Origin of the sequence: Clostridium sp. TW13 (assembly GCF_024345225.1) — a bacterium.
GTDB classification, from domain to species: Bacteria; Bacillota; Clostridia; order Clostridiales; family Clostridiaceae; genus Inconstantimicrobium; species Inconstantimicrobium mannanitabidum.
On the sequence record NZ_BROD01000001.1, the window covers coordinates 3831350 to 3847465 of the forward strand.

At 32.1% G+C, this 16116-nt stretch carries 12 protein-coding genes and 1 pseudogene; 4 read left to right on the forward strand and 9 right to left on the reverse strand.

Annotated features, from left to right (window positions below):
* Positions 1–59: 59 nt before the first annotated feature.
* Positions 60–2150: a glutamine synthetase III family protein gene (locus tag OCU47_RS17725; protein ID WP_261829928.1), complete on the forward strand. Its 2091-nt coding sequence runs from the start codon at positions 60–62 to the stop codon at positions 2148–2150.
* Between the two features lie 137 nt (positions 2151–2287).
* On the opposite strand, the gene OCU47_RS17730 is transcribed toward OCU47_RS17725, so the two are convergent.
* Positions 2288–3043 (reverse strand): metallophosphoesterase family protein, encoded by a 756-nt coding sequence (locus OCU47_RS17730; RefSeq protein ID WP_261829929.1) that lies wholly within the window; start codon positions 3041–3043, stop codon positions 2288–2290.
* Positions 3044–3373: 330 nt separating this feature from the next.
* Between OCU47_RS17730 and OCU47_RS17735 the strand changes: the two genes are divergently transcribed.
* Both OCU47_RS17735 and OCU47_RS17740 read left to right on the forward strand, forming a co-directional pair.
* Positions 3374–4537 carry an ABC transporter permease gene (locus tag OCU47_RS17735; RefSeq protein WP_261829930.1) on the forward strand — a complete coding sequence of 388 codons (1164 nt, stop codon included), beginning with the start codon at positions 3374–3376 and terminating at the stop codon, positions 4535–4537.
* Positions 4530–5216 carry an ABC transporter ATP-binding protein gene (locus OCU47_RS17740; RefSeq protein ID WP_261829931.1) on the forward strand — a complete coding sequence of 229 codons (687 nt, stop codon included), beginning with the start codon at positions 4530–4532 and terminating at the stop codon, positions 5214–5216. Before OCU47_RS17735 ends, OCU47_RS17740 begins: the two co-directional genes overlap by 8 nt.
* 109 nt (positions 5217–5325) lie before the next feature.
* Here OCU47_RS17740 and OCU47_RS17745 read toward each other — a convergent pair whose 3' ends face one another.
* The 8 genes and pseudogenes from OCU47_RS17745 to OCU47_RS17780 form a co-directional block, all read right to left on the reverse strand.
* Positions 5326–6318, reverse strand: coding sequence for a CPBP family intramembrane glutamic endopeptidase (locus tag OCU47_RS17745; protein WP_261829932.1), 993 nt, complete (start codon positions 6316–6318; stop codon positions 5326–5328).
* 177 nt (positions 6319–6495) lie between these two features.
* Positions 6496–7203, reverse strand: a pseudogene (locus OCU47_RS17750) (nicotinamide-nucleotide amidohydrolase family protein); the annotation flags it as partial.
* Between the two features lie 177 nt (positions 7204–7380).
* The gene (locus tag OCU47_RS17755) at positions 7381–7521 is read right to left on the reverse strand and encodes a hypothetical protein (protein ID WP_261829933.1); all 141 of its coding nucleotides are present in this window, start codon (positions 7519–7521) and stop codon (positions 7381–7383) included.
* 129 nt (positions 7522–7650) lie between these two features.
* The gene (gene metA, locus OCU47_RS17760; RefSeq protein WP_261829934.1) at positions 7651–8568 is read right to left on the reverse strand and encodes a homoserine O-acetyltransferase MetA; all 918 of its coding nucleotides are present in this window, start codon (positions 8566–8568) and stop codon (positions 7651–7653) included.
* Positions 8569–8751: 183 nt separating this feature from the next.
* Positions 8752–9747 (reverse strand): isocitrate dehydrogenase (NAD(+)), encoded by a 996-nt coding sequence (locus OCU47_RS17765; protein WP_261829935.1) that lies wholly within the window; start codon positions 9745–9747, stop codon positions 8752–8754.
* A gap of 18 nt (positions 9748–9765) precedes the next feature.
* Positions 9766–11685: an aconitate hydratase gene (locus tag OCU47_RS17770; protein WP_261829936.1), complete on the reverse strand. Its 1920-nt coding sequence runs from the start codon at positions 11683–11685 to the stop codon at positions 9766–9768.
* An 86-nt stretch (positions 11686–11771) separates the two neighbouring features.
* On the reverse strand, positions 11772–12914 hold the full coding sequence (gene nifV, locus OCU47_RS17775; RefSeq protein WP_261829937.1) for a homocitrate synthase: 1143 nt from the start codon (positions 12912–12914) through the stop codon (positions 11772–11774).
* A gap of 206 nt (positions 12915–13120) precedes the next feature.
* Positions 13121–14458 (reverse strand): ABC transporter substrate-binding protein, encoded by a 1338-nt coding sequence (locus OCU47_RS17780; RefSeq protein WP_261829938.1) that lies wholly within the window; start codon positions 14456–14458, stop codon positions 13121–13123.
* Between the two features lie 322 nt (positions 14459–14780).
* Between OCU47_RS17780 and OCU47_RS17785 the strand changes: the two genes are divergently transcribed.
* Positions 14781–16067, forward strand: coding sequence for an NCS2 family permease (locus tag OCU47_RS17785; RefSeq protein WP_261829939.1), 1287 nt, complete (start codon positions 14781–14783; stop codon positions 16065–16067).
* The last annotated feature ends 49 nt before the right edge of the window (positions 16068–16116 follow it).

The window sequence follows — 16116 nt, forward strand, 5'->3', positions numbered from 1 at the left end:
TGTCTCTACATTTTTTTGGGACGCATTTTTATTTATAATAAGTTAAGGAGAGGATTTACATGAAAGATTTAACTAAATTATTCGGGGAAAACGTGTTTAATGATTCAGTTATGAAAGAACGCCTTCCAAAAGATACTTATAAGGCTTTAAGAAAGACTATAGAAGAAGGAACTCCTCTAGATTTAAGCATAGCTAACGTTGTTGCTCATGCAATGAAAGAATGGGCTATGGAAAAGGGTGCTACTCACTTCACTCACTGGTTCCAACCATTAACAGGAATCACAGCTGAAAAACATGATGCATTCTTAAATCCTGCTGGAGATGGAACAGCTATATTATCTTTTTCAGGTAAAGAATTAATTCAAGGAGAACCTGATGCATCTTCATTCCCATCAGGTGGATTGAGAGCTACTTTCGAAGCTAGAGGATATACAGCTTGGGATTGTACTTCACCTGCTTTCGTTAAGGATGGAAGTCTTTGCATACCTACTGCTTTCTGTTCTTACAATGGAGAAGCATTAGATAAGAAAACTCCTTTACTTCGTTCAATGGAAGCTTTATCAAAAGAAGCTACTAAAGTTTTAAAGGCTCTTGGTAATACTGAAGTTAACAGAGTAATAACTACTGTAGGGCCTGAACAAGAATACTTCCTAGTAGACAAAACAATGTATGATCAACGTAAAGATCTTATATTAACTGGTAGAACTCTATTTGGCGCAAAAGCTCCAAAGGGACAAGAATTAGAAGATCATTATTTCGGAACAATAAAGCATAGAGTTTCAGAATACATGAAAGAATTAGATGAAGAACTTTGGAAACTTGGTGTAAGCGCAAAAACTAAGCATAACGAAGTTGCTCCTGCACAACATGAATTAGCACCAATATTTGCTACAACAAATATTGCTACTGATCACAACCAATTAACAATGGAAACTATGAAGAGAATTGCTTTAAAGCATGGTCTAGTTTGCCTATTACACGAAAAACCATTTGCTGGAATCAACGGTTCTGGTAAACACAATAACTGGTCAATGGCTACAGATACTGGAGTTAACTTATTAGAACCAGGTGCTACACCACAAGATAATAAGCAATTCTTATTATTCTTAAGTGCTGTAATTGAAGCTGTTGATGAATATGCAGATTTATTAAGATTATCTGCTGCTAACCCTGGTAATGATCACAGACTAGGTGCTAACGAAGCTCCACCTGCAATCATATCAATATTCTTAGGAGATCAATTAACTGAGGTTCTAAGACAAATTGATGAAGAAACTCATGATGATTACAAATCAGCTTCTAGCTTATCAATAGGAGTTTCAACATTACCAGTATTCAAGAAGGATGCTACTGACAGAAACAGAACATCTCCATTTGCTTTCACTGGAAACAAATTCGAATTTAGAATGGTTCCATCTGCTGGTTCAATAGCAGGTCCAAACGTTGTATTAAATACAACTGTTGCTGAAATATTAAGCAAATATGCTGCTAGATTAGATGCTGCAAAAGATGTAGATGCTGAAGTAGATGCTATAATAAAAGAAACTATAAAAGCTCATAAGAGAATCATATTCAATGGTAACGGATATTCAGACGAATGGGTTGAAGAAGCTGCTAAGAGAGGTCTTCCAAATATAAAGAGCACAGTAGAAGCTAACCTTGCATTCATCTCTGAAAAGAATATAGACGTTATGAAGAAGCATTCAGTATTATCAGAAGTAGAAATGCATTCACGTTATGAAATAGGTCTTGAAAACTACATTAAGACTATCAATATAGAAGCATTAACTGCTTTAGATATGGCTAAGAAGCAATACTTACCAACTGTTATTAAGTATTCAACTTCTTTAGCAGAATCTATAAACACAATAGTTGCAACTGGAGTTGGCGCTGATGTATCAGTTCAAAGTGAATTATTAAAATCAGTATCTGCTTTAACTGCATCTGCAAGCGCTAAAGTTGTTGCTTTAGAAGCTGCATTAGCTAAGGCTGAAGCTACTGAAGATTTATACAAAGAAGCATATAGCTATAGATATGACGTATTTGAAGCTATGCAAGCATTAAGAGAAGATATCGATACACTTGAAACTATGGTAGACAGCAAGTTCTGGCCAGTACCAAGCTACACAGATTTATTATTCTCTGTATAATAATATAAACTAGAAATAACAAGTCCAAACACTAAATGGGGTATAGATTAAACGCAGTAAGTATATAAATAAGGGCTATTTTGATTTTAAAAAACTGCCGTTAGAAGAATTCTTCTAACGGCAGTTATATTTTGCAATTATTTTTGTATGTTGTTTTTTCTAAGATAGGTCCCTGTCCTAGTTTCTTGAATATATACATCTATTTTAGGTAAATCTACCTCTATAGCTTGTTTTATTGCTAACTCTCTGTCATATTCTACTCTATGAAAAGATATTGAAAAATTGGATACTTCTTTACTTCCATAGTTTCCTTCTAATATAACATAAGATGGCATTGGAGTATTATCATAAGGTGTTCCTACGCTTCCTACATTAAATAAAATTTTTGTACCTTTTAGATACTTTACATAAGCTTCATGCACATCTCCATATCCTACAATGTCAGACTCCCTTTCTTCATCATCAGCAGCCCTTTTAAGCTTAGGTATTTCAAACATTCCGAGCTTATCTTCAACTGGAGAGAAATTCTGAACTCTACTAAATAAATCATGTGGATGAGCATGAAACAACCTTACATACTTTCCACTAAGGTAAAAGCTAATCGTTTCTGGTAACCCAGCCAGATACTCTAATCTATCTTTAGGTATCCTTTCTCGGTACCATTGTCCATGTTTAGATAATGGATCTGAAAGAAATTTATCCCAATTACCTGTAATCACTGTATCGCATTTTTCTCTGCACATATCTATAACATCTGAAAAATTAGCTCCTTTTCCCACAATATCTCCTAAGCATATTATCTTGTCTGCACCATTAAGCTTAATATCTTTAAATACCGCTTCAAGAGCCGGTTTATTACCATGTATATCTGAAATTATTGCAATCTTGGTCAAACTCTCACCACCTTCTCCATAATAAGAACTCTGTAAAAACAAATAAGTCCATCAGCAAGAACTATTACGATTGATTATTTATTTTCACCCATCTAAAGTCATTAATTAATTTCTATATTTATGATTGCACTTCATATATAAATTATACTCCATATTTACTTTGGCCAAAATAGGACAATTGAAAATAAATGACATATAAACTTACTTACTTATTTATTAATAATCTTAATGCTAATAATTAAATTTATATAGCATTTTCAGTTCTTATATTATATAATAATTACTATTAAGTAATAAATAATATTATTAATTTAAAAGAGGTGGATTTAATTGAGATTCTCGCTTAAAATTGCTATTAGATTTTTAAAGTCAAATAAACTTCAAACTTTATTGATTGCTCTCGGGATTGCAATAGGCGTATCTGTACAAATATTTATAGGAACTCTTATCCAAGGTCTCCAAAAAAATTTAATTAACAAAACTGTTGGTAACGCCCCACAAATCACAATATCATCAAATACTGATGTTAAAACTATTTCAAATTGGGAAAGCAAATACAATACTATAAAAAATAATAATAAAATAGTCGCCTCAACTCCATCACTAACTCAACCAGGATTTATAAAAATAAATAATAGAATTGAATCTATCCTAGTCAGAGGATTAAAATTTGACGATGCAGAGAAAATATATAATTTAAAGAAAAACTTATATGATGGAACTATTCCAAACAGAAAAAATGAAATTCTTATAGGAAAGGCTTTAAGAAAAGAACTTAATCTGAACAAAGGAGATATTATTGATATAATTACACCAAATGGTACTAAAGACCGATATACTATAACAGGTTTTTATGATTTAGGTACATCAGCTATAAATAAAAGTTGGATTTTAACTAATATTGAAACAGCTCAAGTTAATTTTAATCTTGGAAATACAATTAATTCTGTTGAAGTTAAACTTGATGAAAAAGATATCTTCAACGCTAATAAAATAGCTAGTGAAATAAGTAAATCTCTTAATGATACTAAATTGAATGTTGATAGTTGGGAAACTCAAAATTCCGAACTACTTAGTGCTTTAAATGGACAAAGCATTTCTAGTAATATGATTCAATTTTTTGTATTGTTATCAGTAATCTTAGGAATAGCTTCTGTTTTAGCAATTTCGGTAGTTCAACGATCAAAACAAATTGGAATATTAAAAGCTATGGGCGTAAAAGATATAACTTCTAGTCAAATATTTTTGCTTCAAGGTCTAATTTTAGGTTTTATCGGTGGATTTATAGGAATATTATTGGGTCTTGGTTTATTATATTCCTTTAATTCTTTTGCACTTAATGCTGATGGTTCTCCTATCGTGCCAATATATATAAATTATAGCTTTATCACTATTTCCTTTATAATTGCAGTGTTATCAGCTACAATTGCTGCTGTAATACCTGCTAAAAAATCATCAAAATTGCAACCAATGGAGGTAATTAGAAATGGATAATGTAATCTCTATAAAAAATATTAATAAAGTTTATGGAAATGAAATTAAAACTCATGTACTTCACGATATAAATTTAGATTTTGCAAAAGGTTCTTTCTCTTCTATAATAGGACAATCCGGAAGTGGCAAAAGCACATTATTGAATATTATGGGCACCTTAGATTCCCCTTCTTCTGGCGACATAATAATTAATGGAAAATCCACAAAAAATATGAGCAAGAATACTCTTGCAGAATTGAGGAATGATACAATTGGATTTATATTTCAATTCCATCATCTTTTGCCTGAGTTTACTGCACTTGAAAATATTTTGATGCCATACTATATAAAAAATCATAAAAAATCAAAAGAAATATCTGAACGTGCTGAAGAACTATTAAATTTAGTTGGTTTATGGAATGTTAAAAACAATAAACCCATGAATATGTCTGGTGGACAACAGCAAAGAACTTCTATAGCTAGAGCCCTTATTAACAATCCCTCTATAATACTTGCTGATGAACCTACAGGTAACCTTGATTCAGAAACCACAGAAAATATATACGAATTAATGAGAAGTATAAATGAAAATTTCAAAACTACATTTGTTGTAATAACTCATGATAATAGAATTGCCCAAAAAACTGATAGAATAATTCAAATAGGAGATGGCAAAGTACTCTCAGATACATTAAAATAAAACATGGCTGGTAGAAGTTGATTTATTATATTTCTACCAGCCACCTTCTAACTCATTTTTTTAATTCCTATAAATCTTACTTTAAACTTAATTATTTTGTATTTGCCTCTTAGGTTAATATATGAAAAAATCTATAAATTATATCTAAATCTAAGCCTAAGAATACTTTAAGAACATAAATAACACTGATAATAACAATCATTATAATTGCAATCTTTGTAGAATTCTCTTCTTTTTGAATTTCACCTTTAAATTTCATAATTGCATAAGTATCTTGTACCCCTTGAGCTTTTATTGTGTTTCTCTCCATTTGTTTTACTATAAGTACTAATAAAGCTAACGCAACTAAAGCAATCAGTCCAAACACTGATATTGCAGTTAGTTTTACTGTCCATGATTGACTAGCCACAGTAGCATTACTAACAGCTGTATTGCTTGTTTTACTTATTTTTTCAGCTAATGGCACAAGAGTTTTAGCTAAAACCACCTGTATTCCATTTACAGTCATATGCGCTACCATTGTAACAAATATAGAGTTTGTTACTCTAACCATAATTGCGAATAGAAAACCTAACGCAAAGGCATATAAAAATTGAGATAGATCAAAATGAAATATTCCAAAAAGGAATCCATTAACTGCAGCCGCTATATATTTATTTTTATTGTCAAAACCTGAAAGTATAATACCTCTCATGGTTATCTCTTCTGTTATGCATGGTGTTACTGCTATAGCAAAAAACATAGCTCCAAAACTAAGTGGATTCATGGCCTGTACAAAATTAGCAACATCATTAGGCACAAATAATTGAGTAATAAGAGATAAAAGCATCATTACTGGATAACAAACTAGGCCCAATAGAACTGCTAATAATATATTTTCAATAGGCGTTTTATTAAACCTTAAAGTTTTCTTTATTGGCTTTTTTGTTACAAGTAAGAAAACTAATGCACATGGAATAAAAACTGAGAAATGATACACAGAATTTATAAGACCTATATTCATTCCTGTTGGCCTTAATAACATAACTATTGGCCTTGCAGCTAACGTACTAACTAAAGTAACTATAATAAAATATAAATATGATTTTGTTGACTCTTTCAAAACCTCATCTCCTCTAAAATATTTTTTCTTATTTTTGTATAATATCCTAAACTTAGCCCATACTATGAATGTAACTATTTATTAAATATGCCTCTCCCCCATTTTTTTATATACAGATTCCTCTTATAGCAATAGGTTATAAGAGGAATTTCTATTTACAATGTGAAATGTAGATTTCTACATATTTAATAGTTCTCTCCTTAAAAAGTCTAGAGCATTTATCACTGTTCGTTGTCTAACTTCTTGTCTATCTCCTTTGAAATTAAACTTCACTGCCTTCTTTATTCCATTTATACAAAGCCCTACATATACAAGCCCTACAGGTTTTTCTTCTGTTCCACCGCCAGGTCCTGCTATACCTGTACTAGAAATCCCTACATTAGTTTCAGAAGTCTTAGTAATTCCTTCTGCCATTTCTAAAGCTGTCTGTTCACTTACAGCTCCAAACTCATCTAAGGTTTCCTTCTTAACTCCAAGTCTCTGCATCTTTGCTTCATTAGAATAAGTAACACAGCCTTGCATAAATACTTCTGAAATTCCAGGATAATTTATAAGAGTTGCTGCTATAAGTCCACCTGTGCAAGATTCAGCTGTAGCTATAGTAAGATGTTTGTCTAAAAGAAGTTTTGCCACAACCTCTTCCATAGTGGTATCCCCTTCCCCATAGACACTCTGATTCAATCGTTCTCTTATCTTCTTTTCTATTTTAACTATAGTAGCCTTAGCCTCTTCTTCTGTATTGCCCTTAGCAGTTATTTTCAAGGTTATATCTACATCCTTAGCATAAGACTCTATAATAAGATTTTTCTCTTCATCTATTAGATCCTTAACCATCTCTGCCATATATGCTTCTCTAATACCAAAAACTCTTAGTACCTTTAAAACCATAATATTGTTATCTGCTTTCATTTTATGAGGTTCTCCTTCCTTTTATTTATAATTCTATTTTACTATAAATATGTAAAAAAAATATATGTTCTAATAATAAAATTTTCAGGCACAATAAATAGGTAGAAAGCATTTCTCTCTACCTATTCACTATATTATTACTTATTCTATTATCTATTCACCTGTACCTGGTTTAATTGATTGTTTTTTTGCTGTTCTATTATGATTTTTTCCTTCTTCACTTGCAATAGTAACGTCTCCTCTAGACTTCATCATTCTAGCGAACTTATTGTCAACTTGACTGTCCTTTGCCATTAGTATCATCTCCTCTACAAATACTTTATTAAGCATCCTCAAAAACAAATCAACATGCTGATTTACTTTTAGATGTCTTTTATAATTTGTGTATTTATAAAGGGATTATTCTGCTAAGCTACTGCCAAACTACTTAATATTTTCAATTTCAAAAGGAGTCTCTTGATATACATAATAGTTAAGCCAATTATAAAATAAAATATTAGCTGCACTTTTCCATGTAACCATAGGTTTTTTTTCTGGATCATCATCTTTAAAGTAATGATATGGCTTTTTTATTTCTAGTCCCTTGCTAAGATCCCTAAAGTATTCATCTCCTAAGGTATTAGAGTCATATTCTGGGTGTCCTGTAACAAAGATTTGTCTTCCATCCTCAGTCATTACAATGTATGGACCTGCTTTCTCAGATTCACTAACAATCTTAAGCTTTGATATCTTTTTTATATCTTCAGCTTTAACGCCTGTATGTCTAGAATGAGGCGCATAAAATTCATCATCCATTCCTCTAAGTAATGGGCACTTATCATCATTCACTGTATGCTTGAACACCCCAAACATTTTTTCTTTTAACTCATATTTTTTTACATTATAATGATAATTCAAACCTACTTGTGCTCCCCAGCATATATGAAGCGTAGAATATACATTATGCACACTCCACTCCATTATACCCCTTAACTCATCTATATAATCAACTTCATCAAATTCCATAGTCTCAACAGGTGCTCCTGTAACTATAAGTCCATCAAACTTTTCATGTTTTATATCATCAAAATACGTATAAAACTTAGCTAGATATTCTTCAGAAATATTTTTAGATTTATGACTTTTCATATTAACTAAGGTTATATCTACTTGTAGTGGTGTATTGGATAACAATCGAATTAATTGAGTTTCTGTCACCGTTTTCTTTGGCATCAAATTTAATATAACAATTTTTAATGGTCTTATTTGTTGGCTATTTGCTCTATCCTCAGTCATAACAAAGATGTTTTCATTCTGCAAAACCTTAGCTGCTGGCAAGTTATCTGGTATTTTTATAGGCAAATCTATCATCCCCTGTCTTTTTCTTTTATCCATCTTTAATAACAAGTACGTCTATATGTGATAAATATTTGTACTTGTTATTTATCTATAGATGCCTTGTCCCTATAAAGCTTCAATAAGAGGCATTTCAATTAACGAAATGCCTCTTATTTATTATCTATAAACTCTTAACATTTATTCTTACTAAAGTGCTTTACAAACTGCTTCTGTAAATTCTGTAGTTGTAGCTTCCCCACCTAGATCCACTGTTAAAGTTTTTCCTTCTGTGAAAACTCTTTCTAATGCTTTTTCAATTTTATCTGCTACTTCATTTTGTTCTAAATGTCTAAGCATCATAACTGCACTTTGAATCACAGCTGTAGGGTTAGCCTTATTCTGTCCTGCAATTTGAGGAGCACTTCCGTGTACTGCTTCAAACACAGCATAATCTTTGCCTATATTAGCTCCAGGTATAAGTCCAAGTCCTCCTACAAGACCTGAACATAAATCAGATAGTATATCTCCATAAAGATTTGGCATTACCATAACATCGTATTTTTCTGGATTTAAAACTAGATTCATTGCTGCTGCATCTACAATTAAATCATCAAAATTTACGTCATTATAGTTTTCTGCCACTTCTCTTGCTGTATCTAAGAACAATCCATCAGATAGCTTCATGATGTTTGCCTTGTGTACAGCTGTAACCTTGCTTCTGTTATTCTTCTTTGCATAGTCAAAAGCAAAATCTACTATTCTTTCACAAGCAGGTTTTGTTATAAGCTTTATGCTTTCAGCGCCATAGTTACCAATCTTATGTTCTATGCCTGCATATAAATCCTCAGTGTTTTCTCTAACTATTACCAAGTCAACACCTTCATATCTTAACTTAAGTCCTTCAAAACTCTTTATAGGTCTTAAGTTTACATATAAATCTAAGTTTTGTCTTAAGGTTACATTTACGCTCTTAAAGCCTTTTCCTACAGGTGTAGTAATAGGTCCTTTTATAGCAATCTTATTTTTCTTTATAGCTTCTATTACATGCTCTGGCAGTGGAGTGCCATACTTCTCAATTTGTGCTTCTCCTGCCTCAACAACTTCCCATTCTATATCTGCTCCTGCTACTTCTAATACTTTTTGCATTGCAGCAGTTACTTCTGGGCCTATTCCATCTCCAGGTATTAATGTTACTTTACTCATATCAAAATCCCCCAATTCCTAGCTGTTTTTTGCAAAGTTTAATCTTCCACCAGCTTTTAATATTTTGATTTCTCTTTCTGTTACTTCTACTTTAACTTTAAAGCTAGTGTTTTTAGTTACATTCTTAACTTCTAAAATTCCAGTTTCTAGCCCCTGTAAAACATTATCTATAACTAACTCATCAAACTTATCTATACTATTATAGCTTTCTTCATTTTCAAATACCATTGGCACTATTCCATTATTTATAAGGTTAGCCTTGTGTATTCTTGCAAAAGATTTTGCTATTACTCCTTTAACTCCAAGATATAATGGTGCTAAAGCTGCATGTTCTCTTGAAGAACCTTGACCATAGTTACTTCCTGCTACTATGAAGCCACCATTGTATTTTTCTGCATTATCTGGGAACTCTTCATCCACAGTATTAAAGCAGAACTTTGAAAGGTATGGAATATTAGATCTAAATGGTAGTAACTTAGAATTTGATGGCATAATATGATCAGTTGTAATATTATCCTCAACCTTAATTAAAGTCTTTCCATCTATTGAATCTGTTAATTCCTTATTTATTGGGAATGGTTTTATGTTAGGACCTCTAACAACTTCAACTTCTTCACCATCTACCTGTGGTTTTAAAATCATACTGTCATCAATTAAGAATTTTTCTGGTAATTCCACAGTGATATCTTCCTTGAATTCTCTAGGATCTGTTAAAACTCCATTTATAGCACTTACTGCCGCAGTTTCTGGGCTTACCAAGTAAACCTGAGCTGAAAGTGTTCCTGAACGTCCATAGAAGTTTCTGTTGAATGTCCTTAGTGATATTCCATCTGTTCCTGGTGCCTGACCCATTCCAATACATGGTCCACAAGAATTTTCAAGGATTCTTGCTCCTGAAGAAATAATGTCTGCTAAAGCTCCATTTCTAGCTAACATCTCCATAACTTGTCTTGAACCTGGTGCAATTACTAAGCTCACATCTGGATGAACCTTCTTACCTTTTAATATCTTTGCAACCTTCATTAAGTCTTCATAAGAAGAATTTGTACAACTTCCTATAGCTGCTTGGTCGATTTTTATCTTTCCTATACTTGCTATCTCTTCTACATTATCTGGTGAATGTGGCTTAGCAGCAAGTGGTGCAAGCTTATCTAACTCTATAGTGATTTCTTCATCATATATAGCATCAGCATCTGGCTTTAATTCCATCCATTCATCTTCTCTACCTTGAGCCTTGAAAAATTCTAAAGTTCTTTCATCTGATGGAAAAATTGAAGTTGTAGCTCCAAGCTCCGCTCCCATATTAGTTATAGTTCCTCTTTCAGGAACTGAAAGAGTTTTTACGCCTTCCCCAGCATATTCAAATACTCTTCCTACTCCGCCCTTAACTGTAAGCTTTCTTAAAACTTCTAATATTATATCCTTAGCAGCTACCATTGGACTTAATTTACCTACTAAATTTATTTTACAAACCTTTGGAGTATTTATATAATAAGCTCCCCCAGCCATTGCAACAGCTACGTCAAGTCCACCTGCACCCATTGCAAGCATTCCAACACCACCAGCTGTTGGTGTGTGACTGTCTGATCCTGTTAATGTATCTCCTGGGCATGAAAATCTCTCAAGAAACACTTGATGGCAGATTCCATTACCTGGTTTTGAAAATAACACACCGTGCTTAGCTGCAACTGTTTGAATAAACTTATGATCATCAGCATTCTCAAACCCTTGTTGCAACATATTATGATCAACAAAGGCTACACTTCTCTTTGTTCTAACCTTATCAATATTTAAGGATTCTAATTGAAGATACGCCATGGTACCTGTTGAATCTTGTGTTAATGTTTGATCTATTTTAATAGCTATTGGTTCTCCTGCTTTAAGTTCGCCTTCTACTAGATGTGCTTCTAATATTTTATAAACAATGTTCTTTTTCATGTCTGCCTCCCATTTCAACTATTCATATTTTACTGCTAAGAATTAGCTAGCTTATAACCTAAAGTAAATTCATAAAATATACAATCCTAGTGATGAATTCTTTTGTATATCTGAACAATTTCCTTATCAAATAAACTTCTCTTAAGTCTTACTGATAATGCTCTAACCTGCTCTAATACATAAGCAGCTTCATCATGTGTAAGCTCTATATTGTACTCATTAAACTTATTTACTATAGCTGCTTTTCCTGAATGCTTTCCGATTACAATTTGTCTTTGTAAGCCTACTTCATCCGGTGAGAAACATTCATAGTTCTTTGGATTCTTTAGTGCTCCATCTGCATGAATACCTGATTCATGTGCAAACATGTTATCTCCAACTATAGCCTTCCATATAGGCAATATTCTTCCTGAGGCTCTTGATACATATTCTGATACTTCTCTGAACATCTTTGTATTAACTTCAATGTCGCAACCATAAACATGCTTAAACGCCATTAACACTTCTTCTAATGCAGCATTTCCAGCACGTTCTCCAAGCCCATTTACTGTAACTCCCACATGATTTGCTCCACCTAAAACTCCTGCAATAGCATTTGCTGTTGCCATCCCAAAATCATTATGTGTATGCATTTCTATATCAAAATTAGTTTTACTGTATAAATACTCTATTTTTTCCCTTATATCAAATGGTCCCATTACACCAACTGTATCACAGAATCTAAATCTGTTAGCTCCAGCTTGTTTAGCTACATTTATAAATTCTACTAGGAAATCTAAGTCTGCTCTTGAAGCATCTTCTCCATTAACAGAAACATATAATCCATTTTTCTTAGCAAATTCAACGGATTTTGCCATGTTCTCCAAAACCCATTCTCTAGATTTATTTAATTTATTTTGTATATGAATATCTGAAACAGAAGTTGATATAGCAACACAATCTACCCCACAATCTATAGATTGTTCTATATCTGAAATAACTGCTCTATTCCAAGCCATAACGCTTGCTTTTAATTTTCTATTTACAATGTCCTTTATAGCTTGTTTTTCATCTCCACCCATAGTTGGAATTCCAACTTCTAGCTGGTCTACCCCCAGTTCACTAAGCATTTCTGCTATAATGATCTTCTCTTCATTGGCGAAAACAACCCCTGCTGTCTGTTCTCCATCTCTTAGGGTTGTGTCAACAACGTATATCTTTTTTCCTGTGCTCTCATTATAAAATGCCATCAGTTCGTACCCCCTATTAATTAATTTAATTTCCTTAAAATGATTTTATTTATTGTCATTGCTAATTGCATTTATTTTAGCACATTTCAGCTCACGTTACAATTGAGATTCTATTAATTAGTACCATTATTTTTAGCCAATTTGTTACAAAAAGTCTTCTTTTAATGATAAAATGAGAATTTTGCTTTCCCTGTGTTAATTTTTTACTAATTATGTTTTTGAGTATTTGTACCACTACCACTACTGCTATTATTATTGGTGTTACTAGTAGGATTAGTATTGGTACTTCCTGTATTCTTATTTGTGTTTGGATTACTATTCGTTGCATTAGATGGATTGGCTTTATTAGGTTGATTTACTGCTGGAGTTGTGTTAGTAACCTTTGTATTAGCATTTGTTGCCGCTGCATTATTATTTGTACTATTAGTATTGGCTCCATTAACAACAGGATTATTAGTTCCATTAGCTCCATTAGTTGGATTACTTGGATTTGCTTTATTGTCTGCAGGTTGAATAACTGCATTATTCCAATCAGTCACCCAAGTATTAATATTAGCTTCAAATACAGCTTTATCTATATTGTAGGTACTGTTCTTTATAGATTTCATCCAATCCTCACCTAAATCTAAACTCTTACTATTTACAGGAATCAATTGGAACTTTTGTGCTAATTGTAATTGCATCTTAGGTCCTGCAATGAACTCTTCAAATAATTTAGCTGAATTTATATTTTTAGATTTGTTACATATCCCCACACAATTAATTGTTGTAGGAAATTTATCATCTAAATGAGCTACTGTTAACTTACTGCCTTTCTTTACAGCCATATTAACCTTGCTCAAGGAAGCAAAGCCTATGGAAGCTTCTTTAGCTCCTATTGATTTAATAATTGCATCTTCTGAATCTTTATAACCATTTATGTTGGCCTTCACTGCTGCCAAAACTTTAATACCATCATCTAACTTATTATTTTTAAAATAATCATATATGTAAGAATTTAATATATACTTAAACTCTGTACTATTTGTGTTAGGTAACTGTATCTTACCTTTATACTTTGGATCTCCAAGCATAACTAAAGTTGTTGGCACATCTTGTTGCATTAGAATTTCATTATTATAAAACATTACTAAAGGAGATTGATTAACTGCATACCAATATCCACTTTTATCTTTACTATCTTCATTTACATCACTATTCCATGAAGGAGTATATGCCTGCAACTCTCCAGCCTTAACTAATGATGAAAAGAACATGTCACTTCCTCCAAGAACTGCATCTGCCACTGGATTATCTTTTTCACTATCTAATTGTGCTTTTAGAGCCGCTTCATCCTTGAAAGTTTTCACTTCCAAATCAATCTTAGTTTTATTTTTAAATTCATCTTTAATATATTTAGAAACATCTTCACTATAAGTTGTATATAAAATCACCTTATCCTCTAAAGATTGTGCTTCTACATCTGGTCTTGATTTCACTTCTGCTGCTGTTATTACTACCATTAATAATAAAAAACCGAAAACTATTCCTAAAAATTTCTTCAACTCTATTCACTCCTTAAATAATCAATCACTTTAATCCTCTATCTTCTATCTTATATTATATCCTAAATAATCAAAAGGTTAAATTTACGTTTATACTATATATTGCTTCAAAACTTAAAGAAAAATTAAATATGGTAGCGCTTTCTCAAGATAAAAATGTTTTTTTCCTTAATTTTAGATACTTATGACATTTTAACTTTAGAAAAAACCGTGCTAAAATAAACTAGTAATTTAATCTAACAAAGTTAATCTTTAATGAGATTAATATATTTGTCAGTGTAATTACGGGTGGGTGAGGGATAATATATTTTAGAGTGATAATATGAATAAAATTTTTAACCTCTCACAAAATAATACAAGCTTTAAGAAAGAGTTGGTTGCAGGTCTTACTGCTTTCTTTTCTATAGTTTATATTATTGCAGTGAATGCCAGTATCTTAAAAGATGCAGGAATTCCTTTAGAAGCTGGTATTATAGCTACGGTGCTATCGTCAATTATAGGTTGCTTTTTGGTAGCATTTATAAGTAATGCTCCATTAATAGTAGTGCCAGGAATGGGTATAAATGCCCTATTCACTTATACAGTTGTAGGCTCCTTAGGTTTGAATTACAAGGAAGCATTAGGTGCTGTTTTCATCTCAGGTATATTATTTATTATAATAGCCTTTTCAAAGTTATCAGAAATAATTTCAAATGCTATTCCGGCTTCAATTAAGGAAGCGGTTACAGTAGGTATTGGATTATTTATTGCTTTTATCGGACTTCAAAAAAGTGCATTGATAGTAAGCAATGCTCACAATTTTGTGACACTTGGTAATTTAACAGACCCTGTTGTTTATGTAACAATAATAAACCTTGTAATAGCTTTATTTCTATATTTAAAGAAAGTTCCTGGTAATTTTCTTATAAGTATAATAATAGGCACATTAATTTCAATGGCTTTTGGAATTGTGGACTTTAATAATTTACAATTTACATCTATATCTTTTTCAAGTTATAAAGATGTATTCTTAAGTTTTAGCTTTGCTAAATTTTCCACATTGCCATTTTGGACAGCAGTTTTTTCATTAGTCCTAGTTTTAGTTTTTGAAAACATAGGCATATTACATTCCCAAGTTAATGGAATGTTAAACTCCCCAGAAAAAAATGCTCCATCCTTAAAGGCGATTTCGATATCAACAATATTATGTGGCTTGTTAGGAACCAGTCCAACAGTTTCAACGGTGGAAACTGCTGCTGGTATAACAGCTGGTGGTAGAACAGGTTTGACATCTGTTATTACAGGATTACTGTTTCTGCTATCTCTGTTCTTTATTCCTTTTATAAAGTTTATCCCTAACAGTGCGATCTCCCCGATTTTAATCATAATAGGCTGTTTTATGATATCGAATGTGGTTAATATAGATTTTAATGATTTTACTGAGGGCTTCCCCGCCTTCCTAATAATCATTATGATTCCCTTAACTTATAGCATAGTAGATGGACTTGCTTTTGGATTTATTTCTTATCCAATAGTAAAATTGTTTGCTAAAGATAGTAGAAAAATTCCCATCCCTATGTTTATTATTTCATTTTTATTTTTAATAAATTTTATTTTACCTCATATGTAACTTCTTATCCCCAAGAGGTTACATACCAAAAAGAGATACCTTTCCCCAG

What these genes read in the sequence shown, in the direction of transcription:
- OCU47_RS17725 (WP_261829928.1), top strand. Translation starts at nt 60, where the DNA reads ATGAAAGATTTAACTAAATTATTCGGGGAAAACGTGTTTAATGATTCA.
- OCU47_RS17740 (WP_261829931.1), top strand. Translation starts at nt 4,530, where the DNA reads ATGGATAATGTAATCTCTATAAAAAATATTAATAAAGTTTATGGAAAT.
- OCU47_RS17755 (WP_261829933.1), bottom strand. Translation starts at nt 7,521, where the DNA reads ATGGCAAAGGACAGTCAAGTTGACAATAAGTTCGCTAGAATGATGAAG.
- OCU47_RS17765 (WP_261829935.1), bottom strand. Translation starts at nt 9,747, where the DNA reads ATGAGTAAAGTAACATTAATACCTGGAGATGGAATAGGCCCAGAAGTA.
- OCU47_RS17770 (WP_261829936.1), bottom strand. Translation starts at nt 11,685, where the DNA reads ATGAAAAAGAACATTGTTTATAAAATATTAGAAGCACATCTAGTAGAA.
- nifV (WP_261829937.1), bottom strand. Translation starts at nt 12,914, where the DNA reads ATGGCATTTTATAATGAGAGCACAGGAAAAAAGATATACGTTGTTGAC.
- OCU47_RS17785 (WP_261829939.1), top strand. Translation starts at nt 14,781, where the DNA reads ATGAATAAAATTTTTAACCTCTCACAAAATAATACAAGCTTTAAGAAA.